This is a genomic window from Clavibacter sp. A6099, from assembly GCF_021919125.1.
GTDB lineage: Bacteria > Actinomycetota > Actinomycetes > Actinomycetales > Microbacteriaceae > Clavibacter > Clavibacter seminis.
The window spans coordinates 1250585-1271373 of record NZ_CP083439.1; the positions used below are offsets into that span (position 1 = coordinate 1250585).

General features: G+C 73.6%; 18 protein-coding genes. 14 read left to right on the forward strand and 4 right to left on the reverse strand.

Annotated elements, in window-relative coordinates:
• Nucleotides 1-15: 15 nt before the first annotated feature.
• The gene (locus KYT88_RS05955) at nt 16-906 is read right to left on the reverse strand and encodes a polysaccharide deacetylase family protein (protein WP_015489846.1); all 891 of its coding nucleotides are present in this window, start codon (nt 904-906) and stop codon (nt 16-18) included.
• 25 nt (nt 907-931) lie between these two features.
• On the reverse strand, nt 932-1957 hold the full coding sequence (locus tag KYT88_RS05960; protein WP_043587630.1) for an asparaginase: 1026 nt from the start codon (nt 1955-1957) through the stop codon (nt 932-934).
• A gap of 171 nt (nt 1958-2128) precedes the next feature.
• Here KYT88_RS05960 and KYT88_RS05965 point away from each other — a divergent pair, with 171 nt between their 5' ends.
• Both KYT88_RS05965 and KYT88_RS05970 read left to right on the forward strand, forming a co-directional pair.
• Nucleotides 2129-3157, forward strand: coding sequence for a LacI family DNA-binding transcriptional regulator (locus KYT88_RS05965; protein WP_182480740.1), 1029 nt, complete (start codon nt 2129-2131; stop codon nt 3155-3157).
• 72 nt (nt 3158-3229) lie between these two features.
• Nucleotides 3230-4024, forward strand: a complete 795-nt coding sequence (locus KYT88_RS05970; RefSeq protein WP_043587628.1) for a transglutaminase-like domain-containing protein — start codon at nt 3230-3232, stop codon at nt 4022-4024.
• A 27-nt stretch (nt 4025-4051) separates the two neighbouring features.
• Here KYT88_RS05970 and KYT88_RS05975 read toward each other — a convergent pair whose 3' ends face one another.
• Entirely contained in the window at nt 4052-4699 is a 648-nt protein-coding gene (locus KYT88_RS05975) for a hypothetical protein (protein WP_043587626.1), read from the reverse strand.
• A 197-nt stretch (nt 4700-4896) separates the two neighbouring features.
• On the opposite strand from KYT88_RS05975, the gene argS reads away from it, so the two are divergent.
• The 9 genes from argS to prmC all read left to right on the forward strand — a co-directional run bounded on the left by argS (nt 4897) and on the right by prmC (nt 17203).
• A complete protein-coding gene (argS, locus tag KYT88_RS05980; protein ID WP_043587624.1) occupies nt 4897-6561 on the forward strand; it encodes an arginine--tRNA ligase in 1665 nt (554 codons plus the stop codon).
• A gap of 11 nt (nt 6562-6572) precedes the next feature.
• Complete coding sequence (locus KYT88_RS05985) at nt 6573-7403, forward strand: LmeA family phospholipid-binding protein (RefSeq protein WP_043587621.1); 831 nt, start codon at nt 6573-6575, stop codon at nt 7401-7403.
• A 156-nt stretch (nt 7404-7559) separates the two neighbouring features.
• Nucleotides 7560-9059, forward strand: coding sequence for a diaminopimelate decarboxylase family protein (locus tag KYT88_RS05990; protein ID WP_043588000.1), 1500 nt, complete (start codon nt 7560-7562; stop codon nt 9057-9059).
• Entirely contained in the window at nt 9056-10387 is a 1332-nt protein-coding gene (locus KYT88_RS05995) for a homoserine dehydrogenase (protein WP_043587619.1), read from the forward strand. The genes KYT88_RS05990 and KYT88_RS05995 overlap by 4 nt, the downstream gene beginning before the upstream one ends.
• Complete coding sequence (thrC, locus tag KYT88_RS06000) at nt 10387-11463, forward strand: threonine synthase (protein ID WP_043587617.1); 1077 nt, start codon at nt 10387-10389, stop codon at nt 11461-11463. The genes KYT88_RS05995 and thrC overlap by 1 nt, the downstream gene beginning before the upstream one ends.
• Complete coding sequence (thrB, locus tag KYT88_RS06005) at nt 11460-12425, forward strand: homoserine kinase (RefSeq protein WP_043587615.1); 966 nt, start codon at nt 11460-11462, stop codon at nt 12423-12425. Before thrC ends, thrB begins: the two co-directional genes overlap by 4 nt.
• A gap of 296 nt (nt 12426-12721) precedes the next feature.
• Nucleotides 12722-15220, forward strand: coding sequence for a transcription termination factor Rho (gene rho / locus KYT88_RS06010; protein WP_237583808.1), 2499 nt, complete (start codon nt 12722-12724; stop codon nt 15218-15220).
• Nucleotides 15221-15223: 3 nt separating this feature from the next.
• Nucleotides 15224-16303 carry a peptide chain release factor 1 gene (gene prfA, locus KYT88_RS06015; protein WP_012037843.1) on the forward strand — a complete coding sequence of 360 codons (1080 nt, stop codon included), beginning with the start codon at nt 15224-15226 and terminating at the stop codon, nt 16301-16303.
• A 24-nt stretch (nt 16304-16327) separates the two neighbouring features.
• Nucleotides 16328-17203, forward strand: a complete 876-nt coding sequence (prmC, locus tag KYT88_RS06020; protein ID WP_043587613.1) for a peptide chain release factor N(5)-glutamine methyltransferase — start codon at nt 16328-16330, stop codon at nt 17201-17203.
• Between the two features lie 38 nt (nt 17204-17241).
• On the opposite strand, the gene KYT88_RS06025 is transcribed toward prmC, so the two are convergent.
• A complete protein-coding gene (locus tag KYT88_RS06025; RefSeq protein WP_043587611.1) occupies nt 17242-17895 on the reverse strand; it encodes an HAD-IA family hydrolase in 654 nt (217 codons plus the stop codon).
• A gap of 83 nt (nt 17896-17978) precedes the next feature.
• On the opposite strand from KYT88_RS06025, the gene KYT88_RS06030 reads away from it, so the two are divergent.
• From KYT88_RS06030 to KYT88_RS06040, 3 genes are read left to right on the forward strand one after another with little or no spacing between them, the layout of a single operon-like run.
• Nucleotides 17979-18914, forward strand: coding sequence for an L-threonylcarbamoyladenylate synthase (locus KYT88_RS06030; protein ID WP_444505536.1), 936 nt, complete (start codon nt 17979-17981; stop codon nt 18912-18914).
• Nucleotides 18911-20230, forward strand: coding sequence for an MraY family glycosyltransferase (locus KYT88_RS06035; RefSeq protein ID WP_043587608.1), 1320 nt, complete (start codon nt 18911-18913; stop codon nt 20228-20230). The genes KYT88_RS06030 and KYT88_RS06035 overlap by 4 nt, the downstream gene beginning before the upstream one ends.
• Nucleotides 20227-20697, forward strand: coding sequence for a Cg1360 family ATP-synthase-associated protein (locus KYT88_RS06040; protein WP_043587605.1), 471 nt, complete (start codon nt 20227-20229; stop codon nt 20695-20697). The genes KYT88_RS06035 and KYT88_RS06040 overlap by 4 nt, the downstream gene beginning before the upstream one ends.
• The last annotated feature ends 92 nt before the right edge of the window (nt 20698-20789 follow it).

Genomic DNA, 20789 nt, shown 5'->3' on the forward strand with positions numbered 1-20789 from the left:
CGGTCGGTTCGCGGATCAGGGGACGCGCGGGGTGCGCGGGGAGCGTCGCTGGAAGTCCTGGGCGATCTCGTCGAAGGTCGCCCAGCGGACTCCCTCGTGCGAGTTGATGTGGGCGATGAGCCGCTCGAGCATGAGGAGCACCTGCGGGCGGCCCGAGACGTCGGGGTGGATCGTGAACGTGAAGACCCCGTAGTCCTGCTCGCGGTAGACCCAGTCGAACTGGTCGCGCCACATCTCCTCGAGGTGGCGGGGGTTCACGAAGCCGTGGCTGTTGGGGCTGCCCTTGACGAACATCATCGGAGGCAGGTCGTCGAGGTACCACGACGCGGGGATCTCCACGAGGTCGGTCTCCTCGCCGCGCACGAGCGGGTGCATCCAGCTGGCGGCGTCCTTCGTGTAGTCGACGCCCTGCCACGTGTCGCCCACGCGCACGTAGTACGGCTCGAAGTCGCGGTGCATCAGGGAGTGGTCGTAGCGGATCCCGCGCTCGATGAGGAGCTCGTTCGTCACGCGCGAGAACTCCCACCACGGCGCCACGTAGCCGGTGGGGCGGCGGCCGGCGCGCGACTCGATGAGCTCGATGGAGCGGTCGAGCACGTCCGCCTCCTGCTGGCGCGACATCTCGATGGGGTTCTCGTGGCTGTAGCCGTGCGCGCCGATCTCGTGGCCGGCTGCGACGACCTGGTCGAACTCGCGCGGGAACGTCTCGATGGAGTGGCCCGGCCAGAACCAGGTGGAGGGGAGGCCGTGCTTGGCGAGCAGCGCGTTGAGGCGCGGCACGCCGACCTCGCCCGCGAACAGGCCGCGGGAGATGTCGCCGGGCGAGTCCTGCCCGCCGTACGAGCCGAGCCAGCCGCTCACGGCGTCGACGTCGATGCCGAACGCGATGATGATGTCCTTGGCCATGGGGGTCCTTCCGTCGGGTGATGGATCAGGCCGGCAGGGAGCCGGCCGGGGTGGAAATGCGGGTCTCGGGATCGGCGGCGACGGCCAGCAGGCGGCGCGCCTCGTCGACGGGGTGGTGGTCGAGCAGGAGGGCCAGGAGGATCCGGGCCTGCGCCACCGAGAGGCGGCCGATCGGCACGGCGCCCGCCGCGACGGCGTCGACCGCGCCGCCGTCTCCGTAGATGGCGGCGACCGGGCCGTGGGCGACGCGCGTGCCGAGGCCGACGAGCACGCCTGCGTCGGCGGCCGCCCGGATCTCCGGCACCAGCGCGCGGTTCGCGTTGCCGGCGCCCGTGCCGATCACGACGACGCCCGCGGCTCCCGCGGCGATCGCCGCCCGGAAGAGCACGCCGTCGGCGCCGGGGTGGACGCTCACGCAGTCCACGCGGATCCGGTCGAAGCGCGCCGTGGGCGCGGGCAGGATCGGCAGCGCACGCGGTCGGCGGGTGATGCGCACCTCGTCGCCGGTCACGCGGCCGAGGGGTGCGCCGTCGCGGGCGGCGAAGGCGTCGGGATCCAGCGTGCGCGCCTTCACCAGGCCGTCGGCCGCGAGGACGCGCGAGGCGAACACGGCGAGCGCGCCGGCTCCGCGCGCCTCGGACGACGCGGCGACGACGATGGCGTCGCGCAGGTTGCCCGGCCCGTCGCCCGCGGGGTCGTCGGCAGAGCGCTGGGCGCCCGTGAGCACCACCGGCCGCGGGTCGTCGGTCACGAGCTCCAGCAGGAACGCGGTCTCCTCGAGGGTGTCCGTGCCGTGCGTGACGACCACGCCGTCCACGTCGTCGCGCGCGAGCGCCTCGGCCACCGCGCCCTGGATCGTGCGGAGGTCGGCGTGCGTGAGCGCGAACGAGTTGATCCGGAGGACGTCGCGCGTCTCGACGGTGACGCCGGCGGGCAGGGCGGGCACGGATCCGAGCAGGCGGTCGGCGGGATCCGCGGCGACCGCGGCTCCGTCGGGGCGCGTGCGCGAGGAGATGGTCCCGCCGGTGGCGAGCACGAGGACGTGGGGCATGCGGTCGATCCTCGGTCGCACAAACGATTGCGTCAATGGTTTGCGTCGAACGATCACGTTGCCGTCCTGTTGCGGGGATGTTTCCCCGTCGGAGGCTGGGCGCCGCCGCCGGGGGCCGCCCGCTGCCCGCCTTCGACGCTGTGCCATGCTGGATCGGGTGAGGAGGCCCGAGTGACCCGGAAGCGCCAGCCGCCCACCACGCAGCGCATGATCGCGGAGCTCGCCGGCGTCAGCATCACCACCGTCTCCCGCGTTCTCAACTCCCGCGAGGAGCACCCCGGCCGCTGGGCCGGGCCCGAGACCGTCGCCGCCATCCTCGACATCGCGGAGCGCAGCGGCTACCGGCCGAACCCGCACGCCGCGAGCCTGCGCACCTCCCGCTCCGACCTCGTCGGCGTCCTCGTCCCGCGCCTCCAGGACTACGTGCTCGCCACCGTGTACGAGGGCATCGACGAGGCGGCGACCGAGCGCCGCATCTCCACCTTCGTCACGAACAGCCTCGACCGGCCGGACCTCCAGCGCAGCCGCACGCGCAGCATGCTCGACCGCCGGGTCGACGGCATGATCTTCGGCGACGCGCACCTGGACGACCCGCTGCTCGACGAGCTCGCCGAGGAGGGCGTGCCCTTCGTCCTCGTCTCGCGCCGCCGCGGCGACCACGTGGCCGTCACGTGCGACGACGTGACGGGCGGCCGCCTCGCGGCCGAGCACCTCATCGCGCAGGGGCGCACCCGGCCGGCCGTGCTCGCCGGCATGTCCTTCGCGTCGACCGCGGTCGACCGCACGCGCGGCTTCCTCGAGGCGTACGCGGATGCAGGGATGCCGGTGACGCCCGAGCGCGTGATCCAGCGGGGCTTCGACGCCGCGGCCGGCCGGGAGGCGACCGAGGAGGTGCTCCGTGCCGGGCACGCGCCGGACGCGCTCTTCGCGACCAACGACTTCGCGGCGATCGGCGCGATGGGCGCGCTCCGCGACGCGGGCCTGTCGGTGCCCGACGACGTCGCGCTCGTCGGCTACAACGACACCCCGCTGGCGGCGTCGGGATCCATCGGGCTCACGAGCGTGCGCTCGCCCGTCCACGAGATGGGACGGATCGCGCTGGAGACCCTGCTGGCGCTCGTCGACGGCCAGGAGGCCGCGTCGCGGATGCTCGAGCCGACGCTCGTGGCGCGCGCGTCGACGGGACCGCACCCGGCCTGAGCGGCGGCTCGTGCGGGCGGCCGCACGGGGCAGGCGCACCGGGCCGGGCGGATCCGATGCCACGATGGACCCATGCGCCGCGACGTCTCCTCCATGCTCGAGCTGCAGGTCTCCGGCGAGAGCGAGATGGCCTTCGCGATCGCCGTCGCCCGTGGGGCCGACATCGCGTCCGAGCACCTCTCCTTCGCCCTCGACGGACGGCCGATCGAGGCGACCGAGGTGGTCGACCGGCACGACACCCGGCTGCACGTCCTGACGACCGGCGCGGGAGTCCTCACGATGGAGTACCGCGCGACGGTCACCGGCCGCCGCGACCCCGCGCCCGTCGACGACGTCGACCTCTGGATCTACCGCCGCCCGAGCCGCTACTGCGAGTCGGACACGCTGTTCCCCACGGCCCGCGGCGAGTTCCGCGGCCTGGACGGCCTCCCGCTCCTCGCCGCAGTGCGCGCGTTCGTGGCGGAGTCGCTGCGGTACGCGCCGGGATCCAGCCTCCCGACCGACGGCGCCGTCCGCACGCTGCTCGCCCGCCGCGGCGTCTGCCGCGACTACGCGCACCTCGTGATCGCGATGCTCCGCGCGCTCGACGTGCCCGCGCGGCTGGCCGCCGTCTACGCGCCGGGCCTCAGCCCCATGGACTTCCACGCGGTCGCCGAGGCGTGGGTCGACGGCGCCTGGCACGTGGTGGACGCCACCGGGCTCGCGCCCCGCCAGAGCCTGCTGCGGATCTCCACGGGTCGCGACGCCTCCGACACCGCGTTCCTCACCAACACCCGGAGCCTCGTGACCATCTCGCGCATGGAGGTCATGGCGACCGTCGACGAGCTCCCGGTCGACGACGTCGCCTCGGCCGTGCGCCTGGGCTGAGCCGACCGCTCCGGCTGACGGGTCGGATCAGCCGCCGACGGTCTTGAGGACCGCGTTGCCGAGGTCGGCGTGGTCGCCCGGCTCGTAGAACGCGGCGGACCGCATGACGATCATGTGCTTCGAGGAGTATATGGTGGAGACGCCGATCGCGTCCTCGAGCTCGAAGTAGGCCTCGACGCCGGAGGGGTACCCCGCGATGGGGTCGGCCAGGAGGATGGCCGCGTCGCGCCGGGATTGCAGCTCAGCGGCGACGGGCTGGGCCACGTCGACCTCGACCGCGGTGCCGTCCGACGAACGGAAGGCGCAGGCGATGCCCTGCATCGTGAGGACGTCGGCGCGCAGGCCGTCCGTGGACGTGTCGGCCGGGAGCGCCTCGCTCGCGAACCCCTTCCCGAACTCGGCGAGGTCGGGCAGGAGCTGGGCGCACGTGGTGCTGACCGGGGTGCCCTTCGGCGGCGCCGGCGTGGGCGATGCGGTGGGCCCGCTTCCGGATCCGCCGCCCTGGGCCTCGCCGCCGCCGCCCGCGCTCGCCGAGGGGTCCGGCGTCGTGGGCTGGAGGGGAGCGGGGTCGGAGCAGCCCGCGAGGAGCATGGCGACGGCGAGTCCGGCGGCCGCGGCCGTGGGGATGGTGCGCGCGATGCGGGGTCGGGCGGGCGCGGGGAGGCGGACGGGCATGGTGGTGCTCCTTCGGATCCGGGCGCGCCGCGGGGTGCGACGCTCGGCGCGCGGCGACGTGCCACGAGCGGGAGGCGGGATCGACACCATACCGAGACCGGTCGGTGCCCCGCTGGGACGCTCGGCCGCGCTGGGGGCGGTCCGCGCGGGCATGCGCCGGGAGGGGCGGGTCGCGCCCGCCGGTAGGATCGATCCCCATGACGACCCCTGACCTGACCGGTGCCCTGTTCGACATCGTGGCCCGGACGGCAGGACGACGACCGGGGGGCGACGCCCTCGCGCTCAGCCCCGACATGGTCGTGCTCGAGCGCCCGCGCAACCGCGACCACGGCGACTGGGCCACCAACATCGCCATGCGCATCGCGAAGCCGCTGGGCGAGAGCCCGCGCGCCATCGCGGCCGACATCGCCGAGGCGCTCGGCGAGCTGCCGCAGGTCGCGAAGGTCGACGTGGCCGGGCCCGGCTTCATCAACATCACGCTCGAGGCGGCGGCCGCGGGCGCCCTCGCGCGCACCATCGTCGACGCCGGTCCCGCGTACGGCCGCGGGCACACGCTCGACGGGATCCGCATCAACCTCGAGTTCGTCTCCGCGAACCCGACCGGCCCGATCCACCTCGGCGGCGTGCGCTGGGCCGCGGTCGGCGACAGCCTCGCGCGCATCCTCCAGGCCGAGGGCGCGGACGTCACGCGCGAGTACTACTTCAACGACCACGGATCCCAGATCGACCGCTTCGCCCGCAGCCTCCTCGCGAGCCACCTCGGCGAGGACACCCCCGAGGACGGCTACGGCGGCGCCTACATCGGCGAGATCGCCGAGCGCGTCGTGGCGGGGTACGACGGCGACCTCGACGCCCTCCCGCGCGAGGAGCAGCAGGAGGTGTTCCGGAGCGCCGGCACCGAGCTCATGTTCGGCGAGATCAAGCAGAAGCTGCACGACTTCGGCGTGGACTTCGACGTGTTCTTCCACGAGGACTCGCTGCACGAGTCCGGCGCCGTCGACCGCGCCGTCGCGCGCCTGAAGGAGCTCGGCCACGTCTTCGAGGAGGACGGCGCCGTCTGGCTCCGCACCACCACGTTCGGCGACGACCGCGACCGCGTGATCATCCGCTCCACGGGCGAGCCCGCCTACATCTCGGGCGACCTCGGCTACTACCTCGACAAGCGCGAGCGCGGCTTCGAGCAGAACATCATCATGCTGGGCGCCGACCACCACGGCTACGTCGGCCGCCTGATGGCCATGGTCGAGGCGTTCGGCGACACCCCGGGCGTCAACCTGCAGATCCTCATCGGCCAGATGGTCAACCTGCTGCGCGACGGCGAGCCCGTGAAGATGAGCAAGCGCAACGGCACCATCGTGACCCTCGACGACCTCGTGGACGCGGTCGGCGTGGATGCGGGCCGCTACGCGCTCGTGCGCTCCTCCGCCGACCAGAACCTCGACATCGACCTCGCGGTGCTCGGCAAGCGCACCAACGACAACCCCGTCTTCTACGTGCAGTACGCCCACGCGCGGACCTGCGCGGTGGATCGCAACGCGGATGCGTCGGGCGTCGACCGCTCCGCGTTCGCGCCGGAGCTGCTCACGCACCCGACCGAGTCGGCGCTGCTCGGCCTCCTGCAGGAGTTCCCGCGCATCGTCGCCCAGGCCGCCGAGCTGCGCGAGCCGCACCGGGTCGCGCGCTACATCGAGGAGCTCGCGGGCTCCTACCACCGCTGGTACGACAGCTGCCGGGTGGTCCCGCGCGGCGACGAGGAGGTCACCGACCTGCATCGCACGCGCCTGTGGCTGAACGACGCGGTCAGGCAGGTGGTCGCCAACGGACTCGACCTCGTGGGCGTCTCGGCCCCCGAGCGCATGTAGGGGAGCGGATCATGTCGGGTCGGTTCCAGGGCACGGAGGTCTTCGAGGCGCCCGAGCGGCGCGACCCGAGGGAGGCCCGTCGTCGTCGTCGGGGTCCGCGCGGCGGCACCGTGCTCATCTGGCTCCTCGTGCTCGCCGTGATCGGCGTGGGGCTCGCGTTCGGGCTGCGGATCATCGACCAGACCGTGCGCGGCGTCGCCCAGGACCAGGCCGAGAAGCAGATCGCCGACCAGCTGCCCGGGCAGATCACCGGGCGCGTCGACGTCTCGATCGAGGGCGACTGGGTCATCCCGCAGCTCATCCGCGGCACGCTCGACCGCGTGGTCCTCGACGGCCCGAACCTCCAGGCCGACGGCACGCCGTTCCAGGCGCACATCGTCGCGACCGACGTGCCGACCGACCAGGAGCGCACCGTCGGGGACGTGGTCGCCACCGTGTCCATGGACCAGGATCCCGCCAGCGCCCTGCTCGCGAAGACCGCGGGCACGCCGCCCGACCTGCGCTTCGGCGACGGGACGCTCGGCTACTCCGGCTCCACGCGGATCCTCGGCCTCACGCTCGGCTACACCGTGGCCGCGGAGCCCGTGCTGCGGGACGGATCCACGATCGTCATCACGCCGGCCGAGGTCGACCTCCAGGCCGGCTCGTTCAAGATCGACCTCGCGCAGACCATCCAGGGGATCCGCGACATCACCTACCCCGTGTGCGTCGCGCAGTACCTGCCCGCGGGCGTCCAGGTGCAGGACGTGACCATCGCGGACGGGCGCGCGTCGATGACCGTGCAGTCGTCCTCGGTGAAGCTCACGCGCGACTCGCTCGGGGTCACCGGCAGCTGCGGCTAGCCGCTCCCGGCCGGGCCCCGACGGCCGTCGTCACATGGGCGGAGGCCCCGTCCCGCCTCGGTAGGATGGCTCGCACCGCCCCCTTCGGCTCCAGGGACCACACCGGGTCCGCTCGCCATCCCGCACGTCCGCCCCGCGTACGAACAGGTGACCTCCGTGACCGCGAACCCGCTGGCCCCGTCCTGGCTGCAGCCCCCTGACGACGCGAACGCGCTGGATCCCGCGGTCTGGTCGCGCGGCACCGTCCGCGGCGACGACGGCACCATCCGCATCGCGGGAGCGCCCGCGACCGAGCTCGCCGCGCGCTTCGGCACCCCGCTCTACGTGATGGACGAGGACGACGTCCGCTCCCGCGCCGCGGAGACCCTCGCGGCGTTCACACGCGAGGCCGCCGCGGTCGGCACGAGCGCGCGCGTCTACTACGCGTGCAAGGCGTTCCTCAGCATCGAGGTCGCGCGCTGGATGGTCGAGGAGGGCCTGCACATCGACGTCTGCTCCGGCGGGGAGCTGGCCGTCGCGCTCGCCGGGGGCGCGGATCCGGCCCGCCTCGGCTTCCACGGCAACAACAAGTCGGTCGCCGAGATCGACCGGGCCGTCGGCGCCGGGATCGGCCAGGTCGTCGTCGACAGCGCGATCGAGGTCGAGCGCGTCGCCGCCGCGGCCGCCGCGCACGGCCGCGTCCAGCCCGTGCGCCTCCGCGTGAACAGCGGCGTGCACGCCCACACGCACGAGTACCTCGCCACGGCCCGCGAGGACCAGAAGTTCGGCATCACCCTGGCCGACGCGCCCGGCCTCGTCGCGCGGATCCGATCGCACGCCTCCCTCTCCTTCACGGGCCTGCACGCCCACATCGGCAGCCAGATCTTCGAGACCGACGCCTTCGTCGAGTCCGCCCGCCGGCTCCTCGACCTGCACGAGCGGCTGCTCGTCGACGGCCCCGTGCCCGAGCTCAACCTCGGCGGCGGCTTCGGCATCGCCTACACGTCGGTCGACCGGCCCGTGCCCGTGCCCGAGATCGCCCGGCGGCTGACGCGCATCGTCGGCGACGAGTGCGGCAGGCGGGGGATCCCGGTGCCGGTCATCGCCGTCGAGCCCGGCCGCAGCATCGTCGGCCCCTCCACCGTCACGCTCTACACGGTCGGCACCGTGAAGGACGTGCTCGTGACCGTCGGCGGCGTCGACGGCGAGGTCGCCGAGGCCTCATCGGCGACGGGCGACGTCGAGGACCCGCGCGTCGCGGAGGAGGCCGAGACCGCCGTCCGCCGCTACGTGAGCGTCGACGGCGGCATGAGCGACAACGCGCGCCCCGCCCTCTACGGCGCCGACTACTCCGTGCGCATCGCGGGCCGCGCCTCGGATGCGGATCCCGCCCTCGTGCGCATCGCCGGCAAGCACTGCGAGAGCGGCGACCTCGTCGTCCTCGCGGACTACCTGCCGGGCGACGTGCGCGCAGACGACCTCGTCGCCGTCCCCGCGACCGGTGCCTACTGCTGGGCGCTCGCGAGCAACTACAACTGGATCGGCCGCCCGCCCGTCGTCGCCGTGCGCGACGGCGAGGCGCGCGTCATCGTCCGCGGCGAGACCGAGGCCGACCTGCTGGCGCGCGACGCGGGCACGCCCGCTGCCGCATCCCCCGACGTGAACGGAGCACGATGATCGAGTACCGGAACCTGCGCGTCGCCCTGCTGGGCTGCGGCTCGGTCGGCACCCAGGTGGCGCGCCTCATGCGGGAGCACGGCGAGGAGCTGGCGCAGCGCGTGGGCGCCCGGCTCGAGCTCGTGGGCATCGCGGTGCGCGACCGGGAGGCGCCGCGCGACCCGTCCGTCCCGCGGGAGCTCCTCACGACCGACGCGGAGTCGCTCATCCTCGGGGCCGACATCGTCATCGAGCTGATGGGCGGCATCGAGCCCGCGCGCACGCACATCCTCGCCGCCATCTCCTCCGGCGCCGACGTCGTCACGGCCAACAAGGCCCTGCTCGCGACGCACGGCCCCGAGCTCTTCGAGGCGGCCGAGCAGGTGGGCGCGCAGCTCTACTACGAGGCCGCCGTGGCGGGCGCGATCCCCATCATCCGGCCGCTGCGCGACAGCCTCGCGGGGGACCGGGTCGAGCGGATCCTCGGCATCGTCAACGGCACGACGAACTACATCCTCGACGAGATGGACACGCACGGGCTCGGCTTCGACGAGGCCCTCGCGACGGCCACCGAGCTCGGCTACGCGGAGGCGGATCCCACGGCCGACATCGAGGGCTACGACGCCGCGCAGAAGGCCGCCATCCTCGCGAGCCTCGCCTTCCACACGCGCGTCCCCGTCGAGGCCGTGCACCGCGAGGGGATCACGGGCCTCACCGCCGCGCAGTTCGACTCGGCCCGCAAGGCCGGCTACGTGATCAAGCTGCTCGCCATCTGCGAGCGCCTCACGGATCCCGCCACCGGCCGCGACGCCGTCTCCGCCCGCGTGTACCCGGCGCTCGTGCCGCGCGACCACCCGCTGGCCGCGGTGCACGGCGCGAACAACGCCGTCTTCGTCGAGGCCGAGGCCGCGGGCGACCTCATGTTCTACGGCGCGGGCGCCGGGGGAGTGCAGACCGCGTCCGCCGTCCTCGGCGACGTCGTCTCCGCGGCACGCCGGCACGTCGTCGGCGGACCCGGCGTCGCCGAGTCGACCCACGCCGACCTCGAGACGCTGCCCGTCGGCGCGATCACGACCCAGTACCAGATCACGCTGCAGGTCGCGGACGAGCCGGGCGTGCTCGCCCGCATCGCGCAGCTGTTCAGCGAGCACGGCGTCTCCGTGGAGACGCTCGAGCAGACCACGCACCAGGCCCCCGTGGCGGGAGGGGCGGGCGCCCGGCCCACCGCTAGCCTGGTGATCGGCACGCACCGCGCCACCGACGCGGCCCTCCGGGCCACCGTCGACGCGGTCTCGAACCTCGACGCGGTGACGGCAGTCGCGAGCGTCCTCCGAGTAGAAGGAGCCTGATGGCCCACCAATGGCGCGGACTCCTCCGCGAATACGCCGACCGCCTGGACGTCACGGACGCCACCCCGATCATCACCCTCGGCGAGGGCGGCACCCCGCTCATCCCCGCGCCGGCGCTCTCCGCCCGCACGGGCGCGAAGGTCTGGGTCAAGTACGAGGGCATGAACCCGACCGGATCCTTCAAGGACCGGGGCATGACCATGGCGATCTCCAAGGCCGTCGAGCACGGCGCGAAGGCCGTCATCTGCGCGTCGACCGGCAACACGTCGGCCTCGGCCGCCGCGTACGCGACGCACGCGGGCATCACGGCGGCGGTCCTCGTGCCCGAGGGCAAGATCGCGATGGGCAAGCTCAGCCAGGCCGTCGCCCACGACGCGCAGCTGCTCCAGGTGCGCGGCAACTTCGACGACTGCCTCGACATCGCCCGCGAGCTCAGCGCGAACTACCCGGTGCACCTCGTCAACAGCGTCAACAACGACCGCATCGAGGGCCAGAAGACGGGCGCGTTCGAGGTCGTCGAGGTGCTGGGCGACGCCCCCGACTTCCACCTCATCCCCGTCGGCAACGCCGGCAACTACACCGCGTACACGCGCGGCTACCGCGAGGACCTCGAGGCGGGCAACGCCACGAAGCTGCCGCGCATGTTCGGCTTCCAGGCCGCGGGCAGCGCGCCCATCGTCGACGGCGCCATCGTCAAGGACCCCGACACGATCGCCAGCGCGATCCGCATCGGCAACCCCGCGTCGTGGAAGCTCGCCCTCGAGGCGCAGCTGCTCACCGACGGCTACTTCGGCGCGATCTCGGACGCGAAGATCCTCGAGGCGCACCGCATCCTCTCCGCGGAGGTCGGCATCTTCGTCGAGCCCGCGTCGGCCATCAGCGTCGCCGGGCTCCTCGAGCGCGCCGAGGCCGGGCAGATCCCGAAGGGCGCCACGGTCGTCCTCACGGTCACGGGCCACGGCCTCAAGGACCCGCAGTGGGCGCTCCGCACCGCGGACGGCTCCGACGTCGCCCCGACGAGCGTGGGCATCGACATCGCGGAGATCGCGGGCGTGCTCGACCTGGTCGCGTCGTGACCGACGGTCCGAGCGACAAGGCGCTCGCGACCGGCCGCCGCGTCCAGGTGCGCGTTCCCGCGACGAGCGCCAACCTCGGCCCCGGCTTCGACACGCTCGGCCTCGCGCTCGCGCTCTACGACGACCTCACGGTCACGGTGCGCGACGCACCCGGAGCAACGGTCGACGTGCGCGGCGTGGGCGCGGGCGAGGTGCCGACCGACGAGACGAACCTCGTCGTCACGGCCATCGCCCACACGTTCGCCGCGTTCGACCAGCCCATGCCCGGCCTCGACCTCGTGGCGGAGAACCGGATCCCGCACGGCCGCGGCCTCGGATCGTCGGGAGCCGCGATCGTGTCCGGCATCATGGCGGCGCAGGGTCTCCTCGCCGGCACGGTCGAGATCGACGCCGACGCGCTCCTCCGCCTCGCCACCGAGATGGAGGGCCACCCCGACAACGTCGCGCCCGCGCTCTTCGGCGGCCTCACCATCGCGTGGGTCGACGGCCAGGGCCCGCAGCACAAGAAGCTCGCCGTGCACCGCGGCGTCTCGCCGCTCGTGCTCGTGCCGGTCGCGACCATGTCCACGGCGCTCGCCCGCAGCCTGCAGCCGGAGTCGGTGCCGCACGAGGACGCGATCTTCAACGTGTCGCGCTCGGCCCTGCTCATCGCGGCGCTCATCCAGAGCCCCGAGCTGCTGCTCGCGGCCACCGAGGACCGCCTGCACCAGGACTACCGCGCCGCCGCGATGCCCGAGACGAACGAGCTCGTGCACCTGCTGCGCGAGCGCGGCTACGCGGCCGTCGTCTCGGGCGCAGGTCCCTCGCTCCTCGTCCTCGGCAGCGACCCGGGCCAGCGCCTCACCGCGGCCGAGCTCGTCGCCGAGCGCAGCACGAACCCGTGGACCGCGCTCATGCTCGCCGTCGACGTCAAGGGCTCGACCGTCCAGGTCGTCGACGAGGGATCCGCTCCCGCCGCCTAGCCGGATCGCGCGGCTCCTGCGCACCCGGCGCGCCGTTCCCCCCGCGGGCGGAGCGCCGGGTGCTAGGCTCTGCTCGACCCCGGAATCAACGGATCCACGCATGCGCGTCGGAGATCCGGTCCCGGTGGTCGTTCCTCACCACTCACCCGCTGTCGTCTCTGCAAGATCCCGTGCCTCCGTGCCCGACAGCAGCTCCGGACGGAATCAGACCGTCCGCCGCTTTCGCAGAGACACACGCGATCGGCTCTCCTCCGCACGGGCTTCGTCCCGCCGGATCGGGGAAAGGACCCACGCACATGACCGATGTCGACACCCGCGCCACCATCGCGGACCTGAGCGCGCTCCGCGTCTCCCAGCTCCAGGCGATCGCCTCCGAGCTCGGGATCCCGGGCGGCTCCAAGCTCCGGAAGGGCGAGCTCGTGACCGCGATCTCCGAGATCCAGGCCGCCCGGGGCACCACCGCCCCCGCCGACGAGACGGCCCCTGAGGCCGCCGCCGCCGAGACCGGCGACGCGACGCCCGCTCCCGCGGACGACGCCGCCGCCGCGCCCGTCGTCGAGGGGGCCCCCGCCTCGGAGCCCGTCGTCGCCGACGCCGCCCCGGCCGCGGACGCCGCCCCCGTCGCGGACGCGACCCCCGCCGAGGCGCCCGCCGCCGAGACCCCCGCCGCCGAGGCCCCGGCGGCCGACGCCCCGACCGAGCAGCCCGCGCGCTCCGGCCGCGGATCCCGCCGCGCCAGCACCGCCCGCATCGTGCCCGAGCGCATCGCCGAGACCGTCGAGGCGCCCGCCGCCGAGCCCGCGGGCACGGGACTCGAGGCCCGCATCGCCGAGGCCACCGGGGGCCGCGCGCAGGAGGAGGCCCGCACCGAGGCACCCCGCACCGAGGCGCCCGCGCGCTCCGGCCGCGGATCCCGCCGCGCCACGAGCTCCGGCGTCGTGGACCCCGCCACCGAGGCCCCGCGCCAGGCCGCCCAGCACGTGAACAGCGGCCAGACCGCCGACCAGCTCGTCCCCGCCGACGCGCAGGCCGACGCGCAGGCGCCCGTCGCCGACGCGCCCACCGAGGAGCAGGCCCCCGCGCAGCGCTCCGGCCGTGGCCGTCGCCGCGGCGGACGCGACGCCCAAGACGGCGCCGACCGCGGCGCCGCGCAGGACGCACCCGCCCAGGAGACCGCCGACGAGGCCCCCGCCGCATCCGAGCAGGCCGACCGGCAGCGCGACGACCGCGACGCCGACGACCAGGGCGGACGCCGCGACGACCAGGGCCGCGAGGGTCGCGAGGGCGGCCGCAACCGCAGCCGCAACCGGCGCAACCGCGACCGCGGCCGCGACCAGGACGACCAGCAGCAGAACGGCCGCGACCAGGGACAGCCGCAGCAGGCCCCCCGCGAGCCCGACGCCGACGACGAGGCGCAGGAGGAGGCCCGCACCGGCCGCCAGCGCCAGAACGGCCGCGGCCAGGGCGACCGCACGCAGGACGTGCGCGCCGACCAGGCCCGTGCCGACCTCGGCCGCGACGACGACCGCGGCGGCCGCAGCCGGTACCGCGACCGCAAGCGCGGCCGCGGCCAGGGCGGCGACGACTTCGAGCCCGAGGTCACCGAGGACGACGTCCTCCTGCCCGTCGCCGGCATCCTCGACGTGCTCGACAACTACGCGTTCGTCCGCACGAGCGGCTACCTGCCCGGCACGAACGACGTCTACGTCTCGCTCGGCCAGGTCAAGAAGCACTCGCTGCGCAAGGGAGACGCGATCGTCGGCGCCATCCGCCAGCCGCGGGAGAACGACAGCCAGAGCCGCCAGAAGTACAACGCGATCGTGAAGATCGACTCGGTCAACGGCCTGCCGCCCGAGGAGGCCGCGAACCGCGTCGAGTTCGGCAAGCTCACGCCGCTCTACCCGCAGGACCGCCTCAGCCTCGAGACCGAGCCGAACAAGCTCACGACGCGGATCATCGACCTCGTGTCGCCGATCGGCAAGGGCCAGCGCGGCCTCATCGTCTCGCCGCCCAAGGCGGGCAAGACGCTCGTGCTCCAGGCCATCGCGAACGCCATCGCCACGAACAACCCCGAGGTCCACCTCATGGTCGTGCTGGTCGACGAGCGTCCCGAGGAGGTCACCGACATGCAGCGCACGGTGAAGGGCGAGGTCATCGCCTCCACCTTCGACCGTCCCGCCGAGGACCACACCACGGTCGCCGAGCTCGCCATCGAGCGCGCCAAGCGCCTCGTGGAGCTCGGCCACGACGTGGTCGTGCTGCTCGACTCCATCACCCGCCTCGGCCGCGCGTACAACCTCGCGGCTCCCGCGTCGGGCCGGATCCTCTCGGGCGGCGTCGACTCGTCGGCGCTCTACCCGCCGAAGCGCTTCTTCGGCGCCGCGCGCAACATCGAGCACGGCGGATCGCTCACGATCCTCGCCACGGCGCTCGTGGAGACCGGATCCAAGATGGACGAGGTCATCTTCGAGGAGTTCAAGGGCACCGGCAACATGGAGCTCCGCCTCTCGCGCGCCCTCGCCGACAAGCGGATCTTCCCCGCCGTGGACGTCAACGCCTCCGGCACGCGCCGCGAGGAGATGCTCATGGGCGCCGACGAGGTCAAGGTCACCTGGAAGCTGCGCCGCGCCCTCGCCGGGCTCGAGCAGCAGCAGGCCCTCGAGATCGTCCTCAGCCGCCTCAAGGAGACGACGTCCAACGTCGAGTTCCTCATGAAGGTCCAGGCCTCCATGCCCAACACCGGTAACGGCGTGTCCCACCAGAGCCACGGGCACGGCGCGCACGAGAAGGGCTGACGCGTGTTCGAGTCCGTCGTCCAGCTGCTGGAGGAGCACGAGGAGCTCCAGCAGCAGCTCGGCGACCCCGAGCTGCACGCCGACGCGTCGCGCTCGCGCAAGGTCAACCGCCGCTACGCGGAGCTGAGCCGGATCGTCGCCGCGCACGCGGAGTGGACCCAGCTCGGCGACGACCTGGCCGCCGCGCGCGAGTTGGCCGAGGAGGACCCGGCGTTCGCCGACGAGATCCCCGGCCTCGAGCAGGCGCTGGATGCGGCGCAGGAGAAGCTCCGGCGGCTCCTGATCCCGCGCGACCCCGACGATGCGCGCGACGTCATCATGGAGATCAAGATGGGGGAGGGCGGCGCCGAGAGCGCGCTGTTCGCCGCCGACCTGCTCCGCATGTACCTGCACTACGCCGAGTCGCGCCGCTGGAAGACCGAGGTCCTCAGCCAGACCCAGAGCGACCTGGGCGGCTACAAGGACGTGCAGGTCGCCATCAAGGGCACGTCCGACGACCCCGCGCTCGGCGTGTGGGCGCACCTCAAGTACGAGGGCGGCGTGCACCGCGTGCAGCGCGTGCCGGCGACCGAGTCGCAGGGGCGCATCCACACCTCGGCCGCGGGCGTGCTCGTGATCCCCGAGGTCGAGGAGGTCGAGGAGGTCGCGATCGACCCCAACGACCTCAAGATCGACGTCTACCGCTCGTCCGGCCCCGGCGGCCAGTCGGTCAACACGACCGACTCCGCCGTGCGCATCACCCACCTGCCCACGGGCATCGTGGTCGCGATGCAGAACGAGAAGAGCCAGCTGCAGAACCGCGAGGCCGGGATGCGCGTGCTGCGCGCGCGCGTGCTCGCGAAGCAGCAGGAGGAGATCGACGCGGAGGCCTCGGCCGTGCGCCGCAGCCAGATCCGCACGATGGACCGGTCCGAGCGCATCCGCACGTACAACTTCCCGGAGAACCGCATCGCAGACCACCGCACGGGATACAAGGCGTACAACCTCGACGCCGTGATGGACGGAGCCCTCGACCCGGTCGTGGAGTCGTGCATCCAGGCCGACGAGGAGGCGCGTCTCGACGCGCTCGGGACGGACGCGTGACGGCCTCGCGAATCGCGCTCGCCCGTGCCTGACGCAGGGGGCGTCCCGGTCACCGTGGACGCCCTCCGCATGCGGGTGGGCCAGGCGCTCGCGGCCGCCGGGATCGAGGATCCCGCGGTCGACGCGGAGCTCCTCGTCGGGCACGTGCTCGGCCTCTCGCGCGGGCAGGTGCAGTCGCGCGCGATCACGCGCGCGGCCGTCGACGCCGGGGACGCCGCGCGCGTCCTCGAGCTGACCGCCCGTCGCGCACGGCGCGAGCCGCTGCAGCACATCACGGGCGTCGCGCACTTCCGCTCGCTCGAGCTCCTCGTCGGACCCGGCGTCTTCGTGCCGCGACCCGAGACGGAGCACGTGGCGCAGCTCGCGATCGACGCGCTGACGGCGGCGCCCGGGGAGGCGCCCGTCGCGGTGGACCTCGGCACGGGATCCGGCGCCCTCGCGCTCGCGCTCGCGACCGAGGTGCCGCACGCGCGCGTGCACGCGATCGAGGTGTCGCCCGAGGCGCACGGATGGACGGCCCGCAACGTGGAGCGCATCGCACCCCGCGTGGACCTCGTGCTCGGCGACCTCGCCGACGCGTTCCCCGAGCTCGACGGCACGGTGTCCGTCGTCGTCTCGAACCCGCCCTACATCCCCGCCGACGCGATCCCGCGCGACCCCGAGGTGCGGCTGCACGACCCCGCGCTCGCGCTCTACGGCGGCGCGGACGGACTGGACGTCGTGCGGCTCGTCTCGACGACCGCGCGCCGGCTGCTCCACCCGGGCGGCGCGCTCGTGATCGAGCACGGCGAGCTGCAGGGCGACGCGATCCGCGCCCTCCTCGACGCCGACGGCTGGCGCGCGACCGCGACGCACGAGGACCTCACCCGGCGCGACCGCGCGACGACCGCGCTGCGCTGACGGGGATCCGCGCGATCCAGCGCGAGCGCCGTCGCGGCTCAGCCCGCGTGCGCCTGCGCCCGGATGAACGCCTCGACCGCGGGCAGCAGGTCCCCGTCGCCGCGCACGTGGTGCCCGGTGATGCCGAGCCCGCGGGCCGACGCGACGTTGTCCTCGCGGTCGTCCGCGAAGAACGTCCGCGCGGCCGGCTGCCCGTAGGCGGCGAGCACCCCGCGGAACACGGCCGGATCCGGCTTCCGGGCGCCGTACCCGCTCGAGGTCCGCAGATTCTCCACGCCGAACAGCGGCACCAGCTCGGGCGCGAGCTCCGGGAGGTGCCGGGCAGCGAGCGCGTTGTTGTTCGTCAGCAGCGTGATCCGCCCGGCCTCGCGCGCCCGGGCGACCGCCTCGAGCGCCTGCGGCCGCACCGTCATGGATGCTCGGCGCCGCCGCACCCACTCGTCCTCGTCCATCTCCACGCCCACCGCGGCGCAGAACGCGTCGAGGTAGGAGTCGGCGTCGATGCGGCCCGCCTCCGCCGCCCACTCGCCGTCGTCGTTGTACCAGCGACGGCGCAGCTCCGGCAGGTCGTGCCCGGTCGCCGCCGTGATGCGGTCGGCGGGCCCGCGCCAGTCGTGGTCGTACAGCACGTCGTCCATGTCGAACACGAACAGGAGCCCGTCGGGGCCGGGGGAGCGGTGCGCGGAGGTCATCACGCCCAGTATGCGGGCGTCGGCGTGGCGCGGATCCCCCGCTCAGGGCCGCGGGCCCGCGCTCGGCTACGATGAGCGACGACATGGCGCGCATCTACGACTGCTCAGTCGACACCGACCTCCTCACCGGCATGAGACTCGCCCGACAGGCGGTGGGCCGCGGCGAGGTCGTCGTCATCCCCACGGACACCGTCTACGGCATCGCCGCCGACGCGTTCAACCCCGACGCCGTCCAGCGGCTGCTCGACGCGAAGGGTCGCGGGCGCGACGCCCCGCCGCCCGTGCTCATCCCCGGGCAGTCCACGCTCGACGCCCTCGCCGACTTCGTCCCCGACGTGGTCCGCCGCCTGGTGGACGAGTTCTGGCCGGGTGGCCTCACGGTGATCCTCGTGGCGCAGCCCTCCCTCGTCTGGGACCTCGGCGAGACCCGCGGCACCGTCGCGCTGCGCATGCCCGCGAACTCCTACGCGCTCGAGCTCCTCGCGGAGACCGGCCCGCTCGCGGTCTCGTCCGCGAACAAGACGGGGCAGCCCGCCGCCGCGACCGCCCAGGAGGCCGTGGACCAGCTCGGCGAGTCGGTCGACGTCTTCCTCGACGGGGGAGCAGCAGGGGGAGCCGCCTCGACCATCGTCGACGCCTCGCGCGTCACCCAGGCGGGCGGCCGCGTCCGCATCGTGCGCGAGGGCGCGATCACGCGCGCGCAGATCCAGCAGCTCATCGGCGACGAGCTCGAGCCCGTCGTCACCGCGCCCGCCGAGCCGGAGCCCGAGGCCGCGCCCGCCCCCGACGAACCCGAGACCCCGCGCGGCACGGCGAGCGGCGCCGAGCGCGCTGCCGTCGCCGCGCCCGACGCCGACGCCGCTCCCGTCGCCGACGCGTCGACCGACGCCGGCCCGACGTACCCCGAGTTCGTCGAGCCCGCCGACCCGGCGCCCGCCGACCCGACGCCGCCCGCGGCGACGCCCGACGACCCGACCGCGACCGAGCCCCCCGCGGATCCGCCCGCGCACCCCCGGTGACCTACTACGCCGCCATGGCGGTCGTCTCGGCGGTCATCACGCTCGTCCTGTCGATGGTCGTCATGAAGCTCGGCTACCGCTACAAGCTCTACCCGGCCATCCGCGCGCGCGACGTGCACACGCGCCCGACGCCCCGGCTCGGCGGCGTGGCCATGTTCGCCGGCATCCTCGTCGCGTTCGCCGTGGCCTCGCAGGTGTCCTGGTTCAGCCTCGTCTTCGACCGGCCAGGTCCGGTGTTCGCGATCCTCGGCGCCGCGCTCATGATCGTCGTCATCGGCGTCCTCGACGACATCTACGACCTCGACTGGATGATCAAGCTGGCCGGCCAGATCCTCGCCGCCGGGCTCCTCGCCTGGCAGGGCGTCGCGATCTCCTCGCTCCCCATCGGCGGCCTCACGGTCGGCTCGTCCCAGATGTCGATCATGCTGACGATCTTCGCCATCGTGCTCGTGATGAACGCCGTCAACTTCATCGACGGCCTCGACGGCCTGGTCGCCGGCGTCGCGATCATCGCGAACGGCGCCTTCTTCCTCTACAGCTTCCTGCTCTCGGACACCGCCACCGGCCAGACCGAGCGCTTCAACCTCGCGTCCCTCATCAGCGCGATCCTCATCGGCGCGTGCCTCGGCTTCCTCCCGTTCAACTGGCACCCCGCGAAGCTGTTCATGGGCGACGCGGGCGCGCTGCTCGTCGGCCTCCTGATGGCCACGAGCGCCATCGCGGTCACGGGCGAGATCGACCCGAACCCGGAGACGTTCGGCCGCTCGCAGCTGCTGCCCGCCTTCCTGCCGATCCTGCTGCCGTTCGCGATCCTCATCGTCCCGCTGCTCGACTTCGCCCTCGCGGTGTTCCGGCGCCTCAAGGCCGGCAAGTCGCCCTTCAGCGCCGACCGCAAGCACCTGCACCACCGCCTGCTCGACATGGGCCACTCGCGCCTGCACGCGACCCTGATCTTCTACGCGTGGACGGGCGTCGTGTCGGTCGGCTGCCTGCTCATGTTCGTGGTGCAGCCGTACGCGTGGGGCGTGGCCTTCATCGCGGTCGGCATGGTCGCCTGCGCGGTCGTCACCCTCGCCCCGCTCAGCCGCCGCAAGCGCCTCGAGGCCGCAGCGCAGCTCGTCCCCGCCGACGCGGACTCCGACGACGCCGCGGCGTACGACCCGCTCGACGAGGCCGCCGCCGACCGGCCGCTCGCGCGCCTCACGGAGTCCGAGCTCGAGGAGGTCGAGCGCGAGCACGCGGAGCTCGCCACGGGAGCCATCGCGACCCGCCCCACCGACGCCCCGAACCCGGGGACAGCCAAGGAGACGACATGACCGACAGCCCGAGCGCCCCCGCCCCGGCGGAGACCCCCGCGAAGAAGGACGTCTTCACGCGCATCCTCATCGGGGGAGCGCTGCTCGCCCTCGCCATCGCGGTGGTCGGCGGCATCGTCGGCTTCGCGGTCGACGGCGGCCGCGGCCTCCTCAGCGCCGTCATCGGCAGCGCGATGGCCCTCGTCTTCCTGGGGCTCACGGCCGGCAGCATCCTCTTCGCCAACCGGTTCCAGTCCTCGCCGATCTACCCGACCCTGTTCTTCTCGGTCGTGCTCGGCGCGTGGCTCCTCAAGTTCGTGGTGTTCCTCGCGGTCGCCATGGTGCTCAAGGAGCAGCCGTGGATCAACCTGGTCGTGCTCTTCGTGACGGTGATCGTGGGCGTCGTGGGCGCCCTCGTCATGGACATGATCGTGATCACCAAGGCCCGCGTCGGCTACGTCAGCGACGCGCAGCTCCCCGGGCGCTGACCGCGCGCCCTCGGGCCGCGGGAAGAGGGGACGCGATTAGTCAGGGCACCCTCATTGTTGATAGTCTCTGTCAAGACGATTCCCGTCGGGCC

Excerpts from the sequence above, each read along its gene's own strand:
- KYT88_RS05955 (WP_015489846.1), bottom strand. The coding sequence starts at position 906 with ATGGCCAAGGACATCATCATCGCGTTCGGCATCGACGTCGACGCCGTG.
- KYT88_RS05960 (WP_043587630.1), bottom strand. The coding sequence starts at position 1,957 with ATGCCCCACGTCCTCGTGCTCGCCACCGGCGGGACCATCTCCTCGCGC.
- KYT88_RS05970 (WP_043587628.1), top strand. The coding sequence starts at position 3,230 with ATGCGCCGCGACGTCTCCTCCATGCTCGAGCTGCAGGTCTCCGGCGAG.
- KYT88_RS05975 (WP_043587626.1), bottom strand. The coding sequence starts at position 4,699 with ATGCCCGTCCGCCTCCCCGCGCCCGCCCGACCCCGCATCGCGCGCACC.
- argS (WP_043587624.1), top strand. The coding sequence starts at position 4,897 with ATGACGACCCCTGACCTGACCGGTGCCCTGTTCGACATCGTGGCCCGG.
- KYT88_RS05985 (WP_043587621.1), top strand. The coding sequence starts at position 6,573 with ATGTCGGGTCGGTTCCAGGGCACGGAGGTCTTCGAGGCGCCCGAGCGG.
- KYT88_RS05995 (WP_043587619.1), top strand. The coding sequence starts at position 9,056 with ATGATCGAGTACCGGAACCTGCGCGTCGCCCTGCTGGGCTGCGGCTCG.
- thrC (WP_043587617.1), top strand. The coding sequence starts at position 10,387 with ATGGCCCACCAATGGCGCGGACTCCTCCGCGAATACGCCGACCGCCTG.
- rho (WP_237583808.1), top strand. The coding sequence starts at position 12,722 with ATGACCGATGTCGACACCCGCGCCACCATCGCGGACCTGAGCGCGCTC.
- KYT88_RS06025 (WP_043587611.1), bottom strand. The coding sequence starts at position 17,895 with ATGACCTCCGCGCACCGCTCCCCCGGCCCCGACGGGCTCCTGTTCGTG.
- KYT88_RS06030 (WP_444505536.1), top strand. The coding sequence starts at position 17,979 with ATGGCGCGCATCTACGACTGCTCAGTCGACACCGACCTCCTCACCGGC.
- KYT88_RS06040 (WP_043587605.1), top strand. The coding sequence starts at position 20,227 with ATGACCGACAGCCCGAGCGCCCCCGCCCCGGCGGAGACCCCCGCGAAG.